Origin of the sequence: Pseudomonas sp. EA_65y_Pfl1_P113 (assembly GCF_963970525.1) — a bacterium.
Classification (GTDB): Bacteria; Pseudomonadota; Gammaproteobacteria; order Pseudomonadales; family Pseudomonadaceae; genus Aquipseudomonas; species Aquipseudomonas tritici.
Window position 1 is genome coordinate 126,994 of sequence record NZ_CAXAQM010000005.1, and the last position, 20,419, is coordinate 147,412.

Below are 20,419 nucleotides of genomic sequence, written 5' to 3' on the forward strand. Positions count from 1 at the left end.
GGGTCGATCAGGGCCTAAACTGCGCAAACGAACCAGAAGGAGTGTGCCCGATGAGCCGTATCGAAACCGACAGCCTGGGAGAAGTCCAAGTCCCGGATGACGCTTACTGGGGCGCTCAGACCCAACGTTCGCTGGTGAATTTTGCCATTGGCGAGCAACGCATGCCCCTGGCGGTACTGCACGCCCTGGCCCTGATCAAAAAGGCCGCGGCACGGGTCAACGATCGAAATGGCGACCTGCCTGCCGACATCGCCCGCCTGATCGAACAGGCCGCCGACGAAGTACTGGCCGGCCAGCATGACGACCAGTTCCCCCTCGTGGTCTGGCAAACCGGCAGCGGCACCCAAAGCAACATGAACGCCAACGAAGTGATCGCCGGCCGCGCCAATGAACTGGCTGGCAACAAGCGCGGCGGCAAGAGCCCGGTGCACCCCAACGATCACGTCAACCGCTCCCAGAGTTCCAATGACTGCTTCCCCACCGCCATGAGCATCGCAGCGGTACAAGCGATACATGAGCGATTATTGCCGTCGATCGCCACGCTTTCCGGTGGTTTGGCCGAACTGGCCGCACGGCATATGAAACTGGTGAAGACCGGGCGCACCCATATGATGGATGCCACGCCGATCACTTTTGGCCAGGAACTCTCGGCATTTATCGCCCAGCTCGATTACGCCGAACGCGCCGTGCGCAGTGCCCTGCCCGCCGTGTGCGAGCTGGCCCAGGGCGGCACTGCCGTGGGCACGGGGCTGAATGCGCCGCATGGTTTTGGCGAAGCGATTGCCGCCGAACTGGCGGCGCTGTCGGGCTTGCCGTTTGTGACCGCGCCAAATAAATTCGCCGCCCTCTCCGGTCATGAGCCTTTGGTAACCCTGCACGGCGCACTGAAAACCCTGGCCGTGGCCTTGATGAAAATCGCCAACGACCTGCGCCTGCTGGGCTCCGGCCCGCGCGCCGGGTTGGCCGAGGTGAAGTTGCCGGCCAACGAACCGGGCAGTTCGATTATGCCGGGCAAGGTCAACCCCACCCAATGCGAAGCGCTGTCGATGCTGGCCTGCCAGGTCTTGGGCAATGACGTGACCATCGGCATGGCCGCGAGCCAAGGGCACTTGCAGTTAAACGTGTACAAGCCGGTGATCATCCACAACCTGCTGGAGTCGATCCGCCTGCTGGCCGACGGCTGCAACAACTTCCAGGCGCATTGCATTGCCGGTCTCGAGCCCGACGCCGAGCAGATGGGCGCGCACTTGGAGCGTGGGCTGATGCTGGTGACTGCGCTTAATCCGCATATCGGCTACGACAAGTCGGCAGAAATCGCCAAGAAGGCCTACACCGAAGGCCTCACCCTACGGGAAGCTGCACTTGAGCTGGGCTATCTGACGGATGCCGAATTTGATCAGTGGGTTCGCCCGCAAGACATGCTCGGCGCCTAGCAAGCCATGCGCACCCGCCGGGCCTTGAGCCCGGCGAGTAACGACGGCGCCAGCGCAACAGTCGCCGAGCCCAACACCACCACCAACGCCCCGGCATACCCCAGGGCGTTAATCTCTTCGGCCTGCACATACTCAGGCCACAACCACGCCGCCAGGGCGACTGCTACAAAGGTCACCAACGGTGTGAGCGCAAGCGTCGCACTGACCCGCGAGGCTTCCCAATGCGCGAGCGCTTCAGCAAAGGCGCCGTAGGCCACCAGGGTGTTCATGCAGCACGCCAGCAGCAACCAGCCTTGCAGCGGGCTCAGGCCCAACGCCTCCAGCGGGTGCGCCCAAGGCGTGAGTAGCGCGGCGCAGGACAGGTAGATCACCATCATCACTTGCAGCGAATTCCACACTGTGAGCAATTGCTTCTGACCCAGGGCGTAGAACACCCAGATCGACGTAGCGAGCAGAACGGTCAGCACCCCGGCGGTGTAGGTGCCAAGTGACGTCAACAGCTCCAACAGACGTTGGTTGAAGAACAGGCCAAAACCGACCATCAGCACCAACAACCCCAGCACTTGCCCGCGGCTGAAACGCTCCTTGAACACAAACACGCTGGCGACCATCAAGAAGATCGGCCCCATCTGCACCACTAACTGTGCAGTGCCGGGGCTGAGCATTTTCAAGCCCACCAAGTACAGCACGTAATTGCCCACCAGGCCGCACACGGCCATCCCCACCAGCCAGCCACCCTTGGGGCCCAGCACCTTGCGGCTGGGCAAGCGCCGGGTGAGCGCCAGGTAGACGAACAGGCAACCGCCGGCCACCGTCAGGCGAAACCAGGTGACGGTGATAGGGTCCATCACCTGCAACACCTGCTTGAGTTTGATCGGCAGAATGCCCCAGAGCAGCGCGGTCATCAGGGTCAGTAAAAAACCATAGACCCAGCGGCCGGAAGAGATGTGCATGAATGCCCCAGGAGCCAGAGGAAGTGGTGCAGCATTCTAGGGGTAAGTGAAAGGATTGGGCTACGACGCCGTTCAAATGTGGGATCTGGCAAGCCAGCTCCCACATTCGAGCCGGTTTTTTCAGTGGGGTTTAGCGGACGACTTCGAACAGGCCGGTGGCGCCCATGCCGCCGCCGACGCACATCGTGACAATGCCGTAGCGCAAATTGCGCCGCTGCAGCTCACGCACCAAATGCCCTACCTGCCGCGATCCGGTCATGCCGAAGGGGTGCCCGATGGAAATCGAACCACCGTTGACGTTGTACTTCGCGTTATCAATGCCCAGGCGATTGCGCGCATACAGGCACTGCGACGCAAACGCTTCGTTCAGCTCCCACAGGTCGATATCCGCCACTTGCAAGCCCTTGGCCTTGAGCAGCTTGGGCACCGAGAACACCGGGCCGATGCCCATCTCGTCCGGCTCGCAGCCAGCCACGGTAAACCCACGGAAAAAGGCCTTGGGCTTGAGGCCCAACGCCAAGGCTTTTTCCAGGCTCATCACCAGGGTCATCGAAGCCCCGTCGGACAGTTGCGACGAGTTACCCGCCGTCACCGAACCGTCCTCGGCAAATACCGGCTTCAACCCTTGCAGGCTGGCCAAAGTGGTGTCCGGACGGTTGCAATCATCACGATCAACCACGCCATCGAGCACCTGCACTTCACCGGTGTTCTTGTCCTCGACCTTGTACCTGACGGCCATGGGCACGATTTCATCGTTGAACAAGCCGTCAGCCTGAGCCTGGGCGGTACGCTGCTGGCTTTGCAGGGCGTACAGGTCCTGCTCTTCGCGGCTGACAGTGTAGCGACGAGCGACGATTTCAGCGGTCTGGCCCATGGGGAAGTAAATACCCGGCACCTGCTCTTTGAGCAGGGGGTTGATCAGGTTGTCGGTGTTGACGCTTTTCATGGTCAGGCTGATGGACTCGACACCACCGGCGACGATGATGTCGCTGCAACCCGAAGCAATCTGGTTGGCCGCAATCGCTATCGCCTGCAAGCCCGACGAGCAGAAACGATTGAGGGTCATCCCCGCCGTACCGGTGCCCAGTTGCGACAGCACCGCCACATTGCGCCCGATGTTGTAGCCCTGGGCACCCTCGTTGGAACCGGCGCCAACGATGCAATCTTCCACCGTCGCCGGGTCGACGCCGTTGCGGCTGAGCAGCGCATTGACGCAATGGGCCGCCATGTCATCCGGGCGAGTCTGGTTGAACTTGCCGCGAAAGGATTTGGCCAGGCCGGTTCGCACGCTGTCGACGATCACTACTTCACGCATGGGCTACCTCGATCTTGTGGTGGTTGGGAGATGGATCGAGAATAGATCCAGCTCCCATCAACCGCGACGATCATTCACCCTATGGATAGGCCTACTTCTTCTTGCCTTTCTTGCCGTGCTTGTCGGATTGTTCGAATGCCTCCTCCAGCGCCCGGTTGATCGTGCGCAATACCTTGACCCGGGCCCAGCGCTTGTCATTGGCTTCGACCAACGTCCAGGGCGAGACTTCAGTGCTGGTACGGTCGACCATATCGCCGACGGCGGCGCGATAGTCGTCCCATTTGTCGCGGTTGCGCCAATCGTCCTCGGTGATCTTGAAGCGCTTGAAGGGGATTTCCTCGCGAGCCTGGAAACGCTCCAACTGGGTCTGCTTGTCGATGGCCAGCCAGAACTTCACCACGATCACGCCGGCATCGCGCAGTTGCTCTTCGAAGTCATTGATCTCGCCATAGGCGCGCATCCAGTCCGCCGTGGTGCAAAAGCCCTCGATGCGCTCCACGAGTACACGGCCGTACCACGAACGATCAAAGACGGTGAACTTGCCCCGCGCCGGGATTTTCTGCCAGAACCGCCACAAGTACGGCTGGGCGCGTTCGTCTTCGGTGGGCGCGGCAACCGGCACGATATGGTATTGGCGCGGGTCCAGTGCGGCGGCGACACGACGGATCGCCCCGCCCTTGCCCGCCGCATCGTTGCCTTCAAATACCGTGACCAGGGCGTGCTTGCGCATGCGTTTGTCTCGCATCAGGCCGGAGAGGCGCGCCTGCTCAGTAATCAGTTGCTCTTCGTAATCGTCCTTGTCCAGCCGCAGCGTCATGTCGAGGCTATTAAGCAGGCTCATCTGGTCCACCGCCGAGGGTAACGGCGCCGGGTTCATACCACTGGCCTTGCCCTTGGGCAGCTTCAAGGCGTTTTGCAGGCCTTCGAGCAGGATCTTGCCCACGGTCAGCCCACGGTAATGCGCTTCAACGCCTTCGATGACATGCCACGGTGCATAGTCGCGGCTGGTGCGGCGCAGCACACGTTCGCCGAAATGCACGAATTTGTCGTACGTCTCGGACTGCTGCCAATCCAGCGGGCTGATGCGCCAGCTGTGCAGCGGGTCATCGGCCAAGGCCTTGAGCCGCGCCTTCATTTGCTTTTTGGACAGGTGGAACCAGAACTTGAAGATCAGCGCACCTTCATCGCAGAGCATCTTCTCCAGACGCTCGGCGCCGGCGATAGCCTGGTCCAGACGTGCATCCTTGATCTGCCCATGCACGCGGCTTTGCAGCATCTGGCTGTACCAATTGCCGAAAAACACGCCCATGCGGCCTTTGGCTGGCAGTTGACGCCAGTAGCGCCAGGCAGGCGGGCGCGCCAGTTCTTCGTCGGTCTGCTGGTCGAAGGTGCGCACTTCGATCAAGCGCGGGTCCATCCATTCATTGAGCAGTTTGACGGTCTCGCCTTTACCGGCGCCTTCGATGCCATTGATCAGAATGATGACCGGAAAGCGCTTCTGCTGTTGCAGCTCGTACTGCGCTTCCAGCAGGGCTTCACGCAGTGCCGGCACTTCGGCGTCGTAAGTGTCTTTGTCGATGGCGTGGCCGATTTCAGCGGATTCGAACATGGGCAGCTCCGTTTCAAAATGGATCAAGACTAGCGGATTGGGCAGCAGCGCGCGGGAGGAAATTCCATACGCGCTTGCCGTAGGTCAATTCAAAGCTTGTTGATCAGCTAGAATGGCCACCTTGCCTTTGCCTGCTTTTTTATGAGCCGTCCATGACCCCCATCACCCACGCCCAGCTCGACTGGGATGATCAAGGTCGCCCGCACTCGCGGGCGTTTGACGATGTGTACTTTTCCGACAAGTCGGGCCTTGAAGAAACCCGCTATGTATTCCTCGAACAGAACCGTTTGCAGGAACGCTTCGCGGCCCTCCCGGCGGGTGGGCGGCTGGTGATTGGTGAAACCGGCTTCGGCACCGGGTTGAATTTCCTGTGTGCCTGGCAACTGTTCGAACAGCACGCGGTTGCCGGCGCGCACCTGCATTTTGTCAGCGCGGAGAAGTATCCGCTGAGCCACGCCGACCTGCAACGCGCCCTCGCCCTCTGGCCCGAACTGCAGCCCTTCGCCGAGCAACTGCTGGCGCAGTACATCGCTGTCCATCAAGGCTTCCAGCGGCTGGTGCTGGATAACGGCCGCGTGACCCTGACCCTGTTGATCGGCGATGCCCTGGAACAATTGCCACAACTGGATGCGCAGATCGACGCGTGGTTTCTCGACGGCTTCGCCCCGGCGAAAAACCCGGACATGTGGACCGCCGAGCTGTTTGCCGAACTGGCGCGCCTGGCGGCACCCGGCTCAACCATCAGTACCTTTACCAGCACCGGCTGGGTGCGACGGTTGATCAACGCGGCCGGGTTCAAGATGAAGCGCACGCCAGGCATCGGCCACAAGTGGGAGATCCTGCGCGGCGAGTACCTTGGCTGGCCCCATGACACGCCGCGCCCAACGTCAGCCAAACCCTGGTTCGCCCGCCCGCCTGCCCTCGACGGTGAACGCCATGCCATGGTCATCGGCGGCGGCCTGGCCGGTTGCGCCACCGCCGCCAGCCTCGCGGCGCGAGGCTGGCGCGTCAGCCTGCTGGAGCGCCACGCGGCGTTGGCGCAGGAAGCGTCGGGCAACCCCCAAGGCGTGCTGTATCTCAAACTGTCCGCACATGGCACGGCCTTGTCGCAGCTGATCCTCAGCGGTTTCGGCCACACCCGACGGCTGTTGGAGCACTTGCAGCGTGGTGTCGACTGGGACGGCTGCGGCGTGCTGCAACTAGCGTTTGATGCCAAGGAAGGCCAGCGCCAGGTGCAACTCGCCGACGCGTTCGCCCCGGATCTGCTGCACCTGCTGGACCGCGATCAGGCCCAACAACGCGCCGGGATCAGCCTGGCCCAGGGCGGCCTGTTTTTCCCCGAAGGCGGTTGGGTGCACCCGCCGGCGCTGTGCCAGTGGCAGGCGGCACATCCGTTGATTGAGGTCCTCACACACAACGAGGCCGCTGAGCTGCACCGGGTCGATGGCCAGTGGCAAGCCCGCAACGGCGATTGCGTACTGGCGAGCGCCTCGGTGGTGGTGCTGGCGGGCGCTGCTGAAATCAAGCGGTTCGCGTTCAGCGCCGACTTGCCGCTCAAGCGGATTCGTGGGCAGATCAGCCGCCTGGCGCAAACCTCGGCCAGCCAGGCGCTGGGCACGGTGGTGTGCGCCGAAGGCTATGTCGCCCCCGCCCGGCTGGGTGAACACACGCTTGGCGCCAGCTTCGACTTCACCAACGACGACCTCACGGCCACCGCTGCCGAACATGCTGGCAACCTGGAAATGCTGCGCGAGATTTCCACAGACCTGCTGCAGCGCCTGGGCGGAGAACAACTGGCCCCGGAACAGCTGGAGGGGCGTGCCGCATTCCGCTGCACCAGCCCTGATTACCTGCCGATTGTCGGACCGCTGGCGGATGGTACGGCGTTTCAAAGCGTGTATGCCGTGCTCGGCAAAGACGCCCGGCAAGTCCCGGATACGCCGTGCCCGTGGCTACCGGGGGTGTACATCAATAGCGGCCACGGTTCACGCGGGCTGATCACGGCGCCACTGTGCGGCGAACTGATCGCTGCCTGGCTGAGTGACGAACCGCTGCCCGTACCGGCCAATGTGGCCGAAGCTTGCCACCCCAACCGATTTGCCTTGCGGGCATTGATTCGAGGTAAAACAAAGACACCGTAATCAGCGCAAACGAGGGCGTTAACGCCAGTGCGCCTGTTTGCCTTATAACTTATCGGTCTAAAACTCTACGGATAGCACTGGGTCAGTTTCTGGGTACGCGCCCTCAGCGGCGTATTGAGTATTGACCCCTCCCCAACGGAAAAACCGGTAAGGAATTTATGTGCGGATTAGCTGGAGAATTACGTTTCGATGCCCAACCTGCCGACTTGGCGGCCATTGAGCGCATCACCCATCACTTGGCCCCACGTGGCCCGGATGCCTGGGGCTTCCATGCCCAAGGGCCGATTGCCCTGGGCCACAGACGCCTGAAGATCATGGACCTGTCGGACGGCTCGGCCCAACCCATGGTCGATTCACACCTCGGCCTTAGCCTGGCCTTCAACGGTGCGATCTATAACTTCCCGGAATTGCGCAAAGAGCTGGAAGCCTTGGGCTACGCCTTCTATTCCGGGGGCGACACCGAAGTGCTGCTCAAGGGCTACCACGCCTGGGGCGAAGCGCTGCTGCCCAAGCTCAACGGCATGTTTGCCTTCGCCATCTGGGAGCGCGATGCCCAGCGTTTGTTTATCGCACGTGACCGTCTCGGCGTAAAACCGTTGTACCTGTCGCGCACCGGCCAGCGCTTGCGCTTTGCCTCGGCATTGCCTGCGCTGCTCAAGGGCGGCGATATCAACCCGATCCTTGATCCGGTGGCGCTCAACCACTACTTGAACTTCCACGCTGTGGTGCCTGCACCGCGTACCCTGCTGGCAGGCATTGAAAAACTGCCACCGGCGAGCTGGATGCGTGTCGAAGCCAACGGCAAGACCGAGCAGAAAACCTGGTGGACCCTGCCCTACGGTCCGCATGAGGACGAGAAAAACCTCAGCCTGGAAGACTGGACTGATCGCGTGCTCGACAGCACCCGCGAAGCCGTGGCCATCCGCCAACGTGCCGCCGTGGATGTCGGCGTGCTGCTGTCCGGCGGTGTCGATTCGAGCATGCTCGTCGGCCTGCTGCGCGAAGTCGGCGTGCAAGACCTGTCGACCTTCTCCATCGGTTTTGAAGACGCGGGCGGCGAGGCTGGCAACGAGTTCCAGTACTCCGACCTGATCGCCAAGCACTACGGCACCCGTCACCACCAATTGCGCATTGCTGAAAGCGAGATCATCGAGCAACTGCCGGCGGCATTTCGCGCCATGAGCGAGCCAATGGTCAGCCATGACTGCATCGCTTTCTACCTGCTGTCGCGGGAAGTGGCCAAGCATTGCAAGGTGGTGCAGAGCGGCCAGGGCGCCGACGAGCTGTTCGCCGGTTACCACTGGTACCCGCAGGTGGATGGCGCCAGCGATCCTTATGCGGCGTATCGCGATGCGTTTTTCGACCGCAGCTACGAAGATTACGCCGCCACCGTCGCGCCGAAATGGCTGACGGCCAACGACGCTGCCGGTGACTTTGTACGCGAGCATTTCGCCATGCCAGGCGCCGATGCCGCCGTGGACAAGGCACTGCGTCTGGACAGCACAGTGATGCTGGTGGACGACCCGGTCAAACGCGTCGATAACATGACCATGGCCTGGGGCCTGGAGGCGCGTACGCCGTTTCTGGACTACCGTCTGGTGGAGCTGTCGGCCCGTGTACCTGGCAAGTTCAAGTTGCCTGATGGCGGCAAGCAGGTCCTCAAAGAAGCCGCGCGCCGTGTCATCCCAAGCGAAGTCATTGACCGCAAGAAGGGCTACTTTCCAGTGCCGGGCCTCAAGCATTTGCAAGGCGATACCCTGAACTGGGTCCGTGAACTGCTGCTGGACCCCAGCCAGGATCGCGGCCTGTTCAACCCGGCCATGCTCGACCGCCTGCTCACCGACCCGCAGGGCCAACTGACGCCGTTGCGCGGCTCCAAGCTGTGGCAACTGGCGGCGCTGAACCTGTGGCTCAGCGAACAAGGAATCTGATTGATGAAACCTCTTGCAGCGGCTTACAGCCAACGCTTGCTGAAGGGCCAGGCGCCAACCTACGAGCGCCTGCAAGCCCGCCTGGCTGAAGACGGAAGCCCCTTGGCCGCCGAACCGATTGCCGTGCATTGCGGTTGGGGTCGGCTGTTGATCGGCCATACCTTTCCGGACCCTGCCAGCCTCGCCCTGGAGTTGCTCAATGAGCAGGCTGGCGAGCGAGACATCGCCCTGTATGTGGCGGCCCCCCAGCAAATTCTGGGGATCGATCCTCAGCAGTTGTTTCTTGATCCATCCGACACGTTGCGCCTTTGGTTCAGCGACTATCGCCCAGCGACTCGAGTGTTTCGTGGCTTCCGTATTCGCCGCGTGCAGAGCGAGGCGGATTGGCTGGCGGTGAACCGGCTCTATCAAGGGCGCGGCATGTTGCCTGTCGACACCGAACGCCTCACGCCGCGCCATCAAGGTGGCCCGGTGTATTGGCTGGCAGAGGATGAAGACAGCGGCGCGGTGATCGGCAGCGTGATGGGCCTCAATCACCAAAAAGCCTTTCACGACCCGGAAAACGGTTGCAGCCTGTGGTGCCTGGCGGTTGACCCGCAATGCACGCGCCCCGGTGTGGGTGAGGTGCTGGTGCGCCATCTGGTGGAACACTTCATGAGCCGTGGCTTGAGCTATCTGGATTTGTCGGTGCTGCACGATAATCGCCAAGCCAAGAACCTTTACGCCAAGCTCGGTTTTCGCGCGCTGACCACCTTTGCGATCAAGCGTAAAAATGGCATCAACCAGCCTTTGTTTCTCGGCCCCGGCCCGCAGGCGGGGTTCAACCCTTATGCACGAATCATCGTGGAGGAGGCCCACCGCCGAGGTATCGATGTGCAGGTGGATGACGCTGATGCGGGCATGTTCACCTTGAGTCATGGCAGCCGCCGTGTGCGCTGCCGTGAATCCCTGAGCGACCTGACCACCGCCGTCAGCATGACGCTGTGTCAGGATAAAAGCCTGACGCATAAAACCCTGAAAGCCGCAGGGCTGAACGTGCCGTCGCAACAACTCGCGGGCAGCGCCGATGACAACCTGGAGTTCCTCGAGGAACACCAGCGCGTCGTGGTCAAGCCGCTGGATGGCGAGCAAGGCCATGGTGTAGCGGTGGATTTGCAAAGCATCGAAGACGTGCAGCAGGCGATTGAAGCGGCGCGGCAGTTTGACAGTCGGGTATTGTTGGAAAGCTTTCACGAAGGCCTGGATCTGCGCATCCTGGTGATTGGTTTCGAAGTTGTCGCCGCTGCAATCCGACGCCCAGCCGAAGTGACTGGCGACGGTCAGCATTCCATCGGCGCCTTGATAGAAGCCCAGAGCCGCCGCCGCCAGGCCGCCACCGACGGTGAAAGCAAAATCCCGGTCGACGCCGAAACCGAGCGCACCTTGACAGCCGCCGGCTACGACTACAGCAGCATCCTGCCTCGCGGCCAGACCCTGGCCGTGCGCCGTACCGCCAATCTGCACACGGGGGGTTGCCTGGAAGACGTCACCGCGATCCTGCACCCCACGCTGGTGGACGCCGCCGTGCGCGCTGCGCGCGCCCTGGATATTCCCATGGTCGGCCTGGACCTGATGGTGCCTGCCGCCGATCAACCCGAGTACGTGTTTATCGAAGCCAACGAACGCGCCGGCCTGGCCAATCATGAACCGCAACCCACTGCTGAAAAATTTGTCGATTTGTTGTTTCCGTATAGTGGGTAGCGGCAAGCGGCAAGCTTTTAGCTTCAAGCTTCAAGCGAACTCAACAGCCTTACACCACACCGAACTTGCAGCTTGCAGCTTGCAGCTAATAGCTTGCAACTAAAGGACCCCTTTATGCCCCAAACCATCCCCGAACCGGATCTCGCTTACCTGCAAAAAGTGCTGCTGGAAATGCTCGCCATCCCCAGCCCCACCGGGTTTACCGACACCATCGTGCGCTACGTCGCCGAGCGCCTGGAAGAACTGGGCATTCCGTTTGAAATGACGCGGCGCGGCACTATTCGCGCCACCCTCAAGGGCCAGAAGAACAGCCCAGACCGTGCGGTGTCCGCACACTTGGACACCATCGGCGCCGCCGTACGCGCGATCAAGGACAACGGCCGCCTGAGCCTGGCGCCGGTGGGCTGCTGGTCGAGCCGATTTGCCGAAGGCAGCCGCGTCAGCCTGTTTACCGATAACGGTGTGATCCGTGGCAGCGTGCTGCCGTTGATGGCCTCCGGGCACGCGTTCAACACCGCCGTGGACGAAATGCCGGTGAGCTGGGACCACGTGGAGCTGCGCCTGGACGCCTACTGCGCGACCCGCGCCGATTGCGATTCCCTGGGGGTCGGCATCGGTGACTACGTGGCCTTCGACCCGCTGCCCGAATTTACCGAAAGTGGGCACATCAGCGCCCGACACCTTGACGACAAGGCTGGCGTCGCTGCCCTGCTCGCCGCGCTCAAGGCGATTGTCGACAGCGGCGAGCCGTTGCTGATCGACTGCCACCCACTCTTCACTATTACCGAGGAGACCGGCAGCGGCGCAGCGGCCGCCCTGCCCTGGGATGTCAGTGAGTTCGTCGGCATCGATATCGCCCCCGTCGCCCCCGGCCAGCATTCCAGTGAACATGCGGTGAGCGTGGCGATGCAGGATTCGGGTGGGCCGTATGACTATCACCTCTCGCGGCATTTGCTGCGCCTGGCGTCTGACAACGAGTTGCCGGTGCGCCGCGACCTGTTCCGCTACTACTTCAGCGATGCGCACTCGGCCGTGACCGCAGGCCATGATATCCGCACCGCGTTGCTGGCGTTTGGCTGCGACGCGACTCACGGCTACGAACGCACCCATATCGATAGCCTCGCGGCGCTGAGCCGCCTGCTGGGCGCGTATATTCTCAGCCCGCCCGTATTCGCCAGCGACGCACAACCGGCCCAGGGTTCACTGGATCGGTTCAGTCATCAGATTGAACACGATGCACAAATGGAGAGCGACACGCGGGTGCCATCGGTGGAGAGCCTGGTGGGCAACAAGCCCTGAGACTGGCAACTCCGGTCCCGGCGCAGTAGCATCGCCGGGATCCATCACCCGAGGCTTGTATGCTGATTCCCTACGACGCTCTTGAAGTCGACACCCTGACCCGCCTCATCGAAGACTTCGTCACCCGTGACGGCACCGACAATGGCGACGACACGCCCCTGGAGACCCGCGTATTGCGCGTGCGCCAGGCGCTGACCAAGGGCCAGGCGCTGATCGTGTTCGACCCCGAGAGCGAGCAATGCCAGTTGATGCTCAAGCACGACGTGCCCAAGCATCTATTCGACTGAAAATGCGCTAAGGGTTGGGGGCCGCGTGCAGCTCAGCGGCTTGGCGTTCGAGGATTTTCTGGTACACCTCCGCGCGATGAACATGCACCCCGGCCGGCGCTGCAACACCGAACTTCACCTGGTTACCGTTCAACTCGAGGATGTGCACGGCGATGTCATCGCCAATGGAGATGACTTCGCCTACGGCGCGGCTTAAGACCAGCATGGCGGTTGTCCTTTTAGAATGACAGGACCTCGACCATGCGCGCTGGCTGTGGGGCCATCAATGCCTTGCGGTGAAATCAGGCACTCCCTACATACGCAGGTAACTTACCTGACAGACTGCCACCTGATCAGCCTTTAACCGCCTGCGCTTTGGCACGCATCTTGTCGGCCATGGTGGTCATCTCGTCATAGAGCAACTGCGGGTTCTTCTGCTTCAACGCCCACGCCATCCGCCCTTGCTCATGGGGCAGGATCATGAACTCGCCTGCTGCGACGCGCTGATAAATGTAATCGGCAATGTCTGCCGCCGAAATCGGCGAGCTCTCAAGCAGTTTGCCCACTTGGGCCTTCATCGCCGGGGTCGGCCCACGGAACGAGTCGAGCAGGTTGGTCTGGAAGAACGACGGGCAGACCACGTGCACGCCGACTTCCTGCTGCTTTAGCTCCACCAGCAGACTTTCCGACAGCGCCACCACGCCGGCCTTGGCCACGTTGTAGTTGCTCATGGCCGGGCCCTGCATCAATGCCGCCATAGACGCGATGTTGATGATGCGGCCCTTGCTCTTTTCCAGCAGGGGCAGGAACGCCTTGCAGCCCTTGACCACGCCCATCAGGTTGATTGCTATTTGCCAGTCCCAGTCTTCCAGGGACAGTTCGGCGAAGAACCCACCCGAAGCCACGCCTGCATTGTTGACGATCACATCGATGCCACCCAGTTTCACCTCGCAAGCCTGGGCAAATGCGGTGAGCTGGCTGTAATCGCGCACGTCACAGCGCTGCACAAAACCGTCGCCGCCCGCCTCGCGCACGCGCTTGAGGGTTTCCTGCAAGCCCGGCTCGCTGACGTCAGACAAGGCCAATTGCCAACCTTCGCGGGCCCAGCGCAGAGCGATTTCGCGACCCAGGCCAGACCCGGCGCCAGTGATCATCATGCGATTTTGCATAGGAGGTAGCCTTGTGGTTCACGGAAGAAGTGACCGGCAGTGTAGCGAAGGTTTTTCCCACACCCACCCACCATCAGAGTGATGAATGCCCTTGGCAAACCGGCGACTGGGTCGGATGTTTGCCTATTGCCTAAGTTCAATATTTTTCAACTAGCAAAACGAATTTGCGAACGCATTAAAAGAAATAAGCGAGTGCACGAAATGCTTTAAAAAATACTGAATTTTTCGCGAGGGGCAATAGTCGGAGTTATTAAGGCGTCCGTAAGTTAGCTGTCGGGCCTATCGTTAAATAACCGGTCTTTGCAGAAAGACAATAAGGAAAAACCATGAGCCTCATTCTGATCATTATCCTGATCCTCCTGCTGGTCGGTGGTCTGCCAGTGTTCCCTCACTCGCGTAACTGGGGTTACGGCCCGTCGGGTATCCTCGGGGTGGTATTGGTTGTGCTGCTGGTGTTGATGTTGCTTGGCCGGATATAAAGTCCTGGTAGCAAAAAAACAGCAAAAAAAGAGGCCTTGAAAAAGGCCTCTTTTTTATTGCCGGTTAATTAGTCCGGCTTGCCGTCAGCCACACCGGCGGTGTTATCCAACAGGCTCTTGGTCGCCGTCTGTAGGAACGACTCAAGTTTCTGCCTCAATGCCCCCTCGTCCGGCGATTCAGGAATCACTTTACCGGTCGGGTGGGCGCCCAGCTCATATTCCCAGAGCTTGGGTGGCATTTCCTTCGGCAACACCAGAATGCGATCGCCGGTAACCAGCGCCACTGTCTGATCGCTGCCCGACGGTTTGATCACGCCGAAGCCTTTATCGCCTTCCGGCAGGTTCAGCAGGTCGCGCCCCCAGCACTGGTGCAAGGTTTCGCCACCCAGGCGGCCCATGATGGTCGGCACGATGTCGATCTGGGTGCCCACGGTGTGGTCACGCTCGCCGAACTTCTCCTGTATGCCCGGTGCGATCATCAGCATCGGCACGTTAAAGCGACCCAGGTCCATTTCGGTGATCTGCTGTTCGTTGCCAAAGCCGTGGTCGCCGACAATCACGAACAAGGTTTCCTTGAAATACGGCTCCTTACGCGCCTTTTCAAAGAACTGGCCCAACGCCCAGTCGGAGTAGCGCATCGCCGTCAAATGCTCGTCAAGGCTGCCACGACCCGTGACCTTCTCGACCGGCAATGGCGTCGGCAAGGCATACGGCGTGTGGTTGGACAAGGTTTGCAGCAAGGCATAGAACGGCTTGCCGCCTTCGCGGGCTTTCAGCTCTTCCAGGCCACGGTTGAACATGTCCTGATCGGACACGCCCCAGGTCGGGTCGGAGAACACCGGGTCGACGAAGTCGTTGCGACCAATGAAGTGGGTCATGCCCTGGTTGCTGAAGAAGCCCGATTGGTTATCCCAGGCGAAGTCACCGTTGTAGACATACACGTCGTCAAACTTGCGCGCGCTGAGCAACTGGGGCAGGCCCGACAGCTTGTGGCTGCCTTCCGGGGTCTGCATCAGGTATTCGAACGCCGGCAGGTTGGGGAAACACGCCATGGTGGCAAACATCCCCTGGTGAGTGTGAGTGCCGTTGGAGAAGAAGCGGTCGAACAACAGGCCTTCCTTGGACAGTTTGTCGAAGTACGGCGTGATGTTACCCGGACGACCCAGGGCGCCGACCGAGTGACCGGCGAAGCTTTCCATCAGGATCACGACGACGTTCTTGATCGGCAGGGTTTTCTCTGCCGGTGGGGTGAACTCGCGGCGCACGGCGGCGGTGTCGGTATCCACCAGTTTTTCCGTCGGCAGCACCAGCATGTCGCGCACAGTCTGGGTCGCCAACGGCTGTTCCAGCGTCGCCTTCCAAGTGTTGTCACGATGCTCGGAGAACCGTGCCTTGGCCGCGCCGACCAGCGACAACGTGCCATTCAGGCCCAGTTGGTTAGCGAAGTTCGAGTCGGTGGTGTAGACGTCACCCCAACGCAGTGGCGCGCCTTGGCGCAGAGTGCCACGCGCGGCGATGACAGCGACCAACAGGCAGACCACGAACACCGCAATACGCGTGTACCACGGCGCTACTTGGCGAGTGCCGATGCTGCCACCGCTGAACGGCCCGCGTGGGCGCGTTGCACGGTCGGCGCCTTTGAAGGCGATGCTCAGGATCAGCGTGCCCACGGCCCAGGCCAGCAGGTAACGCACCACCGGAAAACCGTACCAGAGCATGCTCATCACGGTTTTCGGGTCTTCCTTCACGTACTGGAACACCAGGCCGTTGAGGCGCTGGTGGAACTCGCGATAGAAGTCCATTTCCATCAGGCCCAGGAACAGGGCGATGCTGGACGCCACGGTCAGCCAGAAACGGAAGAACCCGCGAGCAGCCATCGCCCGTACGCTGAACAACGCCAGCAGCAATGGGATGATCAGGTAAACCACCAGGCGCAGGTCCAGGCGCAGGCCGTTGGCGAACGCTTCAAGGAAGGTCGAGGCCGGCGTGTCGAGGATCATCTCGCGGTTGTACACCAGCAGCGCCAGGCGCAGCAGGGAGAACATCACCATCATGACCAGTGCGCAGAGCAGCGTGTATGCCAGATGGGATTTGACGGTGGGTTGCAGCAGGCGACTTGAAGCTCGCTGATGATTCAGGGCGTCCGGGTTTGCCATGTCGTTTGAGGACCCATTGGAAGTTTAAGTTGCGAAATATTGCTGCGGCATCCTGCCCACGCCCAAGCGTGTAGGAACGGGGGGTAAGCGCGTTGGCGCAAATGGTGCCCGATGAATGCCATCAACGCTATTGATTACTGAGGAAAAACACTTCTTTGTAGGGCTTTCGCCAGCCGGCGACAGAGCCGTCCTACAAGGAAATAGAACGAAGGGAATTGTCCGGAAGGCTGTGTGAAAATTCTGTATAGCGAATATTTCGACACAAAGAAATATGGGAGGGGGATTGCCCCCCTCCCACATTGACTACGGCCATTCAATGTTGAGTGGGCAGTTTTACAGTCATATCCGCACGTTGCCACGCGGCCCGGCGATTGCCCAAATGATCAAGCCCAGCACCGGCAACAACAGGATCAGCAAAATCCACAGCACCTTGGCGCCCGTGCTGGCACCGCTTTTGAACACATTGATGATCGCCCAGATATCCAGCGCCAGGATGATCAGCCCGATCAGGCCATTGAAAGTCGAACCCATGGTGTCGCTCCTAAGTGAGGGCATGCACTTGTAGGATAGTCAGCACTGGCCGGGGTTCCGTTCTATTTCAGACGTGCACAGCGATCTTCAGCGCTTCCAGGGACGGTTCGCCCTTGATACCGACTTCGGCGCACAACGCCAGCACGCGCGGCAGGTCGTTGCCGTAGACCAGCACGGCCTGGATCTCGTCGTCCAACAGTTGGCTGAAGTTGAGCAACACGTAGCCGCCATCTTCCGGGCTGAGGGCACTCATCTGGATCTGGATGCGGTTCAGTGCAGTCAGGTCTTCGGTCTTGGCCAGTTGCTTGGGCTTGAGGTTGAACGCTACGCCTGGGCCGAACGAAGCGACGATCTGTGCGAACAGGTCGCCGTAGGTGTCGGCCTGGAACAACACGGTGTCCGGCAGGCTGCCGACGACGATCCATTCACCCAAAGGAATCGGGAAGGTATCGTCGTAGTTGATATCCGGGTTGGCCGCCAAAAACGCCGCCGGGTCCGCGTAGGCCTGGGCCGCTTCATCGGCGATACGCGCCACTTCGTCCTCGCCCATGACGCCGGCGCTGATTTTGCTGATGAGTTCGACGAGGGCGGTTTTCATGGGCATGGTCCTGTAGCGGGCTGGTTTTTGAGGGCGCGTAGCCTACACCAGTTTCCGCAACTGCGCCGCCGTATCCACGGCGCCCATGGTCTGCGCCGCCGCCAACGCCGTCGCGCCCTGGGCATCAGTCGCCTTGGGGTTGGCGCCCTGGCCGAGCAGGTAGTCGACCATCTCCACGCGGTTGAACATTGCCGCCACCATCAAGGCGGTACGGCCGTCCGAGGAGGAGGCATCCACTGGCGCGCCCCCTTCGATCAGCGCCTGTACTACCGGCAAGGTGCCCTTGAACGCAGCCCCGGCGATCGGCAACTGGTTTTTGTCATTGGCGATCAGCGGGTCAGCCTTGAACTCCAGCAGGACTTTTACCGCCTCGGCATGGCCGTGGTAGGCCGCGAGCATCAACAGGGTGTCGCCGTTATGGTTACGAAAATTGGCTGGCAAGCCTTTGGCCAGCAGCGCGGCGAGCATAGCGGCGTCGCCTTTGCGGGCGACGTCAAAGACCTGCTCGGCAAATTCGGCGGCTTCATCATCGGTCATTTGTTTGGGTTGATCTGACATGTGGGGCTCCTTGTCCTGATACTGAATAGGCGCCAGTGTCGCGAGGGAGTTCCCACCTGTCATGGCTTTTTTGTCAAAAGGCGCCATAGGCAGAATCAATAACGCTACGGTTAATAACGGAAGTGGCCGGCCTGGATCTGCGCCAACAATGGCCCCGTCACCGGTACATAGCAGTCCGAACCCGGCAGCCAGGCGTAGACCGGATCATTGCCTGCCTTGTCCGGGTCGAACGCCTCCTGCTTGAGCCGTACTTTCTGGTATTTGAAGGTACCGGTGGTTTCCATCTTCACCTTGATCCGCAGGAACAACGGCACCGCATAATGCGGCAACTGGCCATGGGCGAACTGCAGCAACTCGCGCATGTCCAGGGCGGCCAGGGACTCGCTCGGGGTGATGGCAACCATGCCGGCACGGCCGTTGGTGTTTTCGATTTCCACACCATAGGCCACGACCTCGGCGATCTGCGGATGTTGCAACAGGACATTCTCAACTTCCGTAGTGGAGACGTTTTCGCCCTTCCAGCGATAGGTATCCCCCATACGGTCGACGAATTGCGCATGGCCAAAGCCAATGCTGCGCACCAGATCGCCGGTATTGAAGTAGCGGTCGCCCTTCACGAATACATCGGTGAGGACCACCTGGCGGTTCTTTTCCGGGTCGGTGTAGCCATCATAAGGCGACTTTTCATCGATCCTGGCCAGCAACAATCCCTGCCCACCTGTCTTCACTTTGTGCATGAAACCATCGCTGCCGCGTAGGGGCTCACCCGTATCGAGGGTGTAGTCCACCAGCGCCCAGTGCTGCAGGCAAAAACCGACGGTATTGTCGAAATTCAAGACGTTGGTGAAGCCGATATTGCCGTCGCTGGCGGCATACAACTCGCACACATGATGGACGCCGTAACGCGCCTTGAACTGCGCCCACACGCCAGGACGCAGGCCATTGCCGACCATCTTGGTCACGCGGTGATCACCATCGTTTTCGCTGGCTGGCTGGTCGAGCAGGTAACGGCACAATTCACCGACATAACCGAGGGTGGTCGCCTTGAATCTACGCGCGTCGTCCCAGAACTGGCTGGCACTGAATTTACGCCGGATGGCAAACCCCGACGCTCCGACAATCGCCGAGCCCCAGCACACGCACAGGCCGGTGGCGTGATAGAGCGGCAGCGTGCAATAAAGGACGTCGTCCGGGCCCATGTCCAAGGCAATGCTGCCGAAGCTGACGGCGGTCTTGGTCCAGCGGCCGTGCTTCATGATGCCGGCCTTGGGCAAGCCCGTGGTGCCGGAGGTGTAGATATAAAAGCAGGGATCGTTGAAGAAAACCTGCGCGGTGCTGGCCGGGTTAGTCGCCGGGCGCTCGGCGCTGGCAGCGATCAGGTCGATGTAACCTTGCGGCACCGTGGCGCCGTGTTGCTCGGCGACGAACCACGTGCGTTTTGCCTCGATCGCCACCTCATTACGCACGACTTCGTAGGCGTCCACCAATTCTGCCCCCACCACGATCGCCACGGGGTTCACCAGGTTAAGGCTGTGCACCAGCGCCGCTTGGGTTTGCGCCGTATTGAGCATGGCGCAGATGCCGCCCAGCTTGGTCACGGCCAACACGTTAAGCAGCAGTTCGGGACGGTTTTCGATAAACATCGCGACTACATCACCCTTGCCGATGCCATGGGCCTGCAAATGATGGGCAATGCGGTTGGCCTGTTGGTTGGCTTCGGTGTAGCTGAGGACGCGGTCGGCGTACAACAAGGCGGCGCCATCCGGGTTACGCAAGGCGGCTTGTTCAAAGTGCCAGCCCAGGCCGCAGGGTTGCTGGGGGTCTGTGACATTGGCGGCACGCATGCCGCGTACCACGCGGGGGAGCGCACAAACAATGGCAGGCACCTTACGCAGCATCATGCCCCAAGTGATCATGTCGTTTGGCGGATGGCTCATGGGAACGTCCTTTTTCTTATTCTTCGTAAACCTTGCAGGAAAGTACGTCAGCCACTCTTCGGCTGTACACGCAGGATTTGAAAAGTTTTGTATCCCGATGAGCGACCGCGGAAAAATGGAATTTAGCGACGCAGAGGCAGTCTTAAAAACTGATGGGGCGCCTGTTCAGGCCTGAGGAACAACGCAAAATGCAGGATACATGATGGCCATTCATGCAAATTGCACGAAACTGAAATTCCTGAATTTTCACAAGACACTGATTTATAACGATATTTTTATAAATCGGTAGCTGGCACAATCACTG

General features: G+C 60.6%; 17 protein-coding genes. 7 read left to right on the plus strand and 10 right to left on the minus strand.

Features of this window, described 5'->3' with window-relative positions; translation table 11 throughout:
* The first annotated feature begins 50 nt into the window (after positions 1 to 50).
* Positions 51 to 1,433 (plus strand): class II fumarate hydratase, encoded by a 1,383-nt coding sequence (locus tag AACY52_RS07200; protein ID WP_339416476.1) that lies wholly within the window; start codon positions 51 to 53, stop codon positions 1,431 to 1,433.
* On the opposite strand, the gene AACY52_RS07205 is transcribed toward AACY52_RS07200, so the two are convergent.
* The 3 genes from AACY52_RS07205 to pap form a co-directional block, all read right to left on the minus strand.
* Positions 1,430 to 2,386 (minus strand): DMT family transporter, encoded by a 957-nt coding sequence (locus AACY52_RS07205; RefSeq protein WP_339416477.1) that lies wholly within the window; start codon positions 2,384 to 2,386, stop codon positions 1,430 to 1,432. The two genes, AACY52_RS07200 and AACY52_RS07205, sit on opposite strands and share 4 nt — an antisense overlap.
* 130 nt (positions 2,387 to 2,516) lie before the next feature.
* Positions 2,517 to 3,701, minus strand: a complete 1,185-nt coding sequence (locus AACY52_RS07210) for a thiolase family protein (protein ID WP_339560382.1) — start codon at positions 3,699 to 3,701, stop codon at positions 2,517 to 2,519.
* A gap of 91 nt (positions 3,702 to 3,792) precedes the next feature.
* Entirely contained in the window at positions 3,793 to 5,310 is a 1,518-nt protein-coding gene (pap, locus tag AACY52_RS07215) for a polyphosphate:AMP phosphotransferase (RefSeq protein WP_339436276.1), read from the minus strand.
* Positions 5,311 to 5,462: 152 nt separating this feature from the next.
* On the opposite strand from pap, the gene mnmC reads away from it, so the two are divergent.
* The 5 genes from mnmC (at position 5,463) to AACY52_RS07240 (ending at position 12,708) form a co-directional block, all read left to right on the plus strand.
* On the plus strand, positions 5,463 to 7,451 hold the full coding sequence (mnmC, locus tag AACY52_RS07220) for a bifunctional tRNA (5-methylaminomethyl-2-thiouridine)(34)-methyltransferase MnmD/FAD-dependent 5-carboxymethylaminomethyl-2-thiouridine(34) oxidoreductase MnmC (protein ID WP_339560383.1): 1,989 nt from the start codon (positions 5,463 to 5,465) through the stop codon (positions 7,449 to 7,451).
* A 158-nt stretch (positions 7,452 to 7,609) separates the two neighbouring features.
* Positions 7,610 to 9,382, plus strand: a complete 1,773-nt coding sequence (locus tag AACY52_RS07225) for an N-acetylglutaminylglutamine amidotransferase (RefSeq protein ID WP_339416481.1) — start codon at positions 7,610 to 7,612, stop codon at positions 9,380 to 9,382.
* Positions 9,383 to 9,385: 3 nt separating this feature from the next.
* Positions 9,386 to 11,122, plus strand: coding sequence for an N-acetylglutaminylglutamine synthetase (gene ngg, locus AACY52_RS07230; protein WP_339416482.1), 1,737 nt, complete (start codon positions 9,386 to 9,388; stop codon positions 11,120 to 11,122).
* 114 nt (positions 11,123 to 11,236) lie between these two features.
* The gene (locus AACY52_RS07235) at positions 11,237 to 12,421 is read left to right on the plus strand and encodes an osmoprotectant NAGGN system M42 family peptidase (RefSeq protein ID WP_339416483.1); all 1,185 of its coding nucleotides are present in this window, start codon (positions 11,237 to 11,239) and stop codon (positions 12,419 to 12,421) included.
* Positions 12,422 to 12,480: 59 nt separating this feature from the next.
* Positions 12,481 to 12,708, plus strand: coding sequence for a YheU family protein (locus AACY52_RS07240; RefSeq protein WP_003192759.1), 228 nt, complete (start codon positions 12,481 to 12,483; stop codon positions 12,706 to 12,708).
* Positions 12,709 to 12,715: 7 nt separating this feature from the next.
* Here the strand turns inward: AACY52_RS07240 and csrA are convergent, their stop codons facing one another.
* Both csrA and AACY52_RS07250 read right to left on the minus strand, forming a co-directional pair.
* Positions 12,716 to 12,913, minus strand: a complete 198-nt coding sequence (gene csrA / locus AACY52_RS07245; protein WP_049712242.1) for a carbon storage regulator CsrA — start codon at positions 12,911 to 12,913, stop codon at positions 12,716 to 12,718.
* A gap of 127 nt (positions 12,914 to 13,040) precedes the next feature.
* Positions 13,041 to 13,856, minus strand: coding sequence for an SDR family oxidoreductase (locus tag AACY52_RS07250; RefSeq protein ID WP_314561452.1), 816 nt, complete (start codon positions 13,854 to 13,856; stop codon positions 13,041 to 13,043).
* Positions 13,857 to 14,182: 326 nt separating this feature from the next.
* Between AACY52_RS07250 and AACY52_RS07255 the strand changes: the two genes are divergently transcribed.
* Positions 14,183 to 14,335, plus strand: coding sequence for a DUF3309 family protein (locus AACY52_RS07255; RefSeq protein WP_065873322.1), 153 nt, complete (start codon positions 14,183 to 14,185; stop codon positions 14,333 to 14,335).
* Between the two features lie 68 nt (positions 14,336 to 14,403).
* On the opposite strand, the gene AACY52_RS07260 is transcribed toward AACY52_RS07255, so the two are convergent.
* The 5 genes from AACY52_RS07260 to AACY52_RS07280 form a co-directional block, all read right to left on the minus strand.
* Complete coding sequence (locus tag AACY52_RS07260; RefSeq protein WP_339416484.1) at positions 14,404 to 16,491, minus strand: LTA synthase family protein; 2,088 nt, start codon at positions 16,489 to 16,491, stop codon at positions 14,404 to 14,406.
* A 339-nt stretch (positions 16,492 to 16,830) separates the two neighbouring features.
* Positions 16,831 to 17,022, minus strand: coding sequence for a PLDc N-terminal domain-containing protein (locus AACY52_RS07265; RefSeq protein ID WP_003172956.1), 192 nt, complete (start codon positions 17,020 to 17,022; stop codon positions 16,831 to 16,833).
* A 67-nt stretch (positions 17,023 to 17,089) separates the two neighbouring features.
* A complete protein-coding gene (locus AACY52_RS07270) occupies positions 17,090 to 17,620 on the minus strand; it encodes a hypothetical protein (RefSeq protein WP_314561447.1) in 531 nt (176 codons plus the stop codon).
* Positions 17,621 to 17,662: 42 nt separating this feature from the next.
* Positions 17,663 to 18,178 (minus strand): ankyrin repeat domain-containing protein, encoded by a 516-nt coding sequence (locus AACY52_RS07275; protein WP_339560384.1) that lies wholly within the window; start codon positions 18,176 to 18,178, stop codon positions 17,663 to 17,665.
* Positions 18,179 to 18,288: 110 nt separating this feature from the next.
* Positions 18,289 to 20,115, minus strand: a complete 1,827-nt coding sequence (locus tag AACY52_RS07280) for a long-chain-acyl-CoA synthetase (RefSeq protein ID WP_339436280.1) — start codon at positions 20,113 to 20,115, stop codon at positions 18,289 to 18,291.
* Between the last annotated feature and the right edge of the window lie 304 nt (positions 20,116 to 20,419).

Bases quoted from the DNA above. Each gene is read 5' to 3' on its own strand.
- AACY52_RS07200 (WP_339416476.1), top strand. From the start codon at position 51: ATGAGCCGTATCGAAACCGACAGCCTGGGAGAAGTCCAAGTCCCGGAT.
- AACY52_RS07205 (WP_339416477.1), bottom strand. From the start codon at position 2,386: ATGCACATCTCTTCCGGCCGCTGGGTCTATGGTTTTTTACTGACCCTG.
- AACY52_RS07210 (WP_339560382.1), bottom strand. From the start codon at position 3,701: ATGCGTGAAGTAGTGATCGTCGACAGCGTGCGAACCGGCCTGGCCAAA.
- pap (WP_339436276.1), bottom strand. From the start codon at position 5,310: ATGTTCGAATCCGCTGAAATCGGCCACGCCATCGACAAAGACACTTAC.
- mnmC (WP_339560383.1), top strand. From the start codon at position 5,463: ATGACCCCCATCACCCACGCCCAGCTCGACTGGGATGATCAAGGTCGC.
- AACY52_RS07225 (WP_339416481.1), top strand. From the start codon at position 7,610: ATGTGCGGATTAGCTGGAGAATTACGTTTCGATGCCCAACCTGCCGAC.
- ngg (WP_339416482.1), top strand. From the start codon at position 9,386: ATGAAACCTCTTGCAGCGGCTTACAGCCAACGCTTGCTGAAGGGCCAG.
- AACY52_RS07235 (WP_339416483.1), top strand. From the start codon at position 11,237: ATGCCCCAAACCATCCCCGAACCGGATCTCGCTTACCTGCAAAAAGTG.
- AACY52_RS07240 (WP_003192759.1), top strand. From the start codon at position 12,481: ATGCTGATTCCCTACGACGCTCTTGAAGTCGACACCCTGACCCGCCTC.
- csrA (WP_049712242.1), bottom strand. From the start codon at position 12,913: ATGCTGGTCTTAAGCCGCGCCGTAGGCGAAGTCATCTCCATTGGCGAT.
- AACY52_RS07250 (WP_314561452.1), bottom strand. From the start codon at position 13,856: ATGCAAAATCGCATGATGATCACTGGCGCCGGGTCTGGCCTGGGTCGC.
- AACY52_RS07255 (WP_065873322.1), top strand. From the start codon at position 14,183: ATGAGCCTCATTCTGATCATTATCCTGATCCTCCTGCTGGTCGGTGGT.
- AACY52_RS07260 (WP_339416484.1), bottom strand. From the start codon at position 16,491: ATGGCAAACCCGGACGCCCTGAATCATCAGCGAGCTTCAAGTCGCCTG.
- AACY52_RS07265 (WP_003172956.1), bottom strand. From the start codon at position 17,022: ATGGGTTCGACTTTCAATGGCCTGATCGGGCTGATCATCCTGGCGCTG.
- AACY52_RS07270 (WP_314561447.1), bottom strand. From the start codon at position 17,620: ATGAAAACCGCCCTCGTCGAACTCATCAGCAAAATCAGCGCCGGCGTC.
- AACY52_RS07275 (WP_339560384.1), bottom strand. From the start codon at position 18,178: ATGTCAGATCAACCCAAACAAATGACCGATGATGAAGCCGCCGAATTT.
- AACY52_RS07280 (WP_339436280.1), bottom strand. From the start codon at position 20,115: ATGAGCCATCCGCCAAACGACATGATCACTTGGGGCATGATGCTGCGT.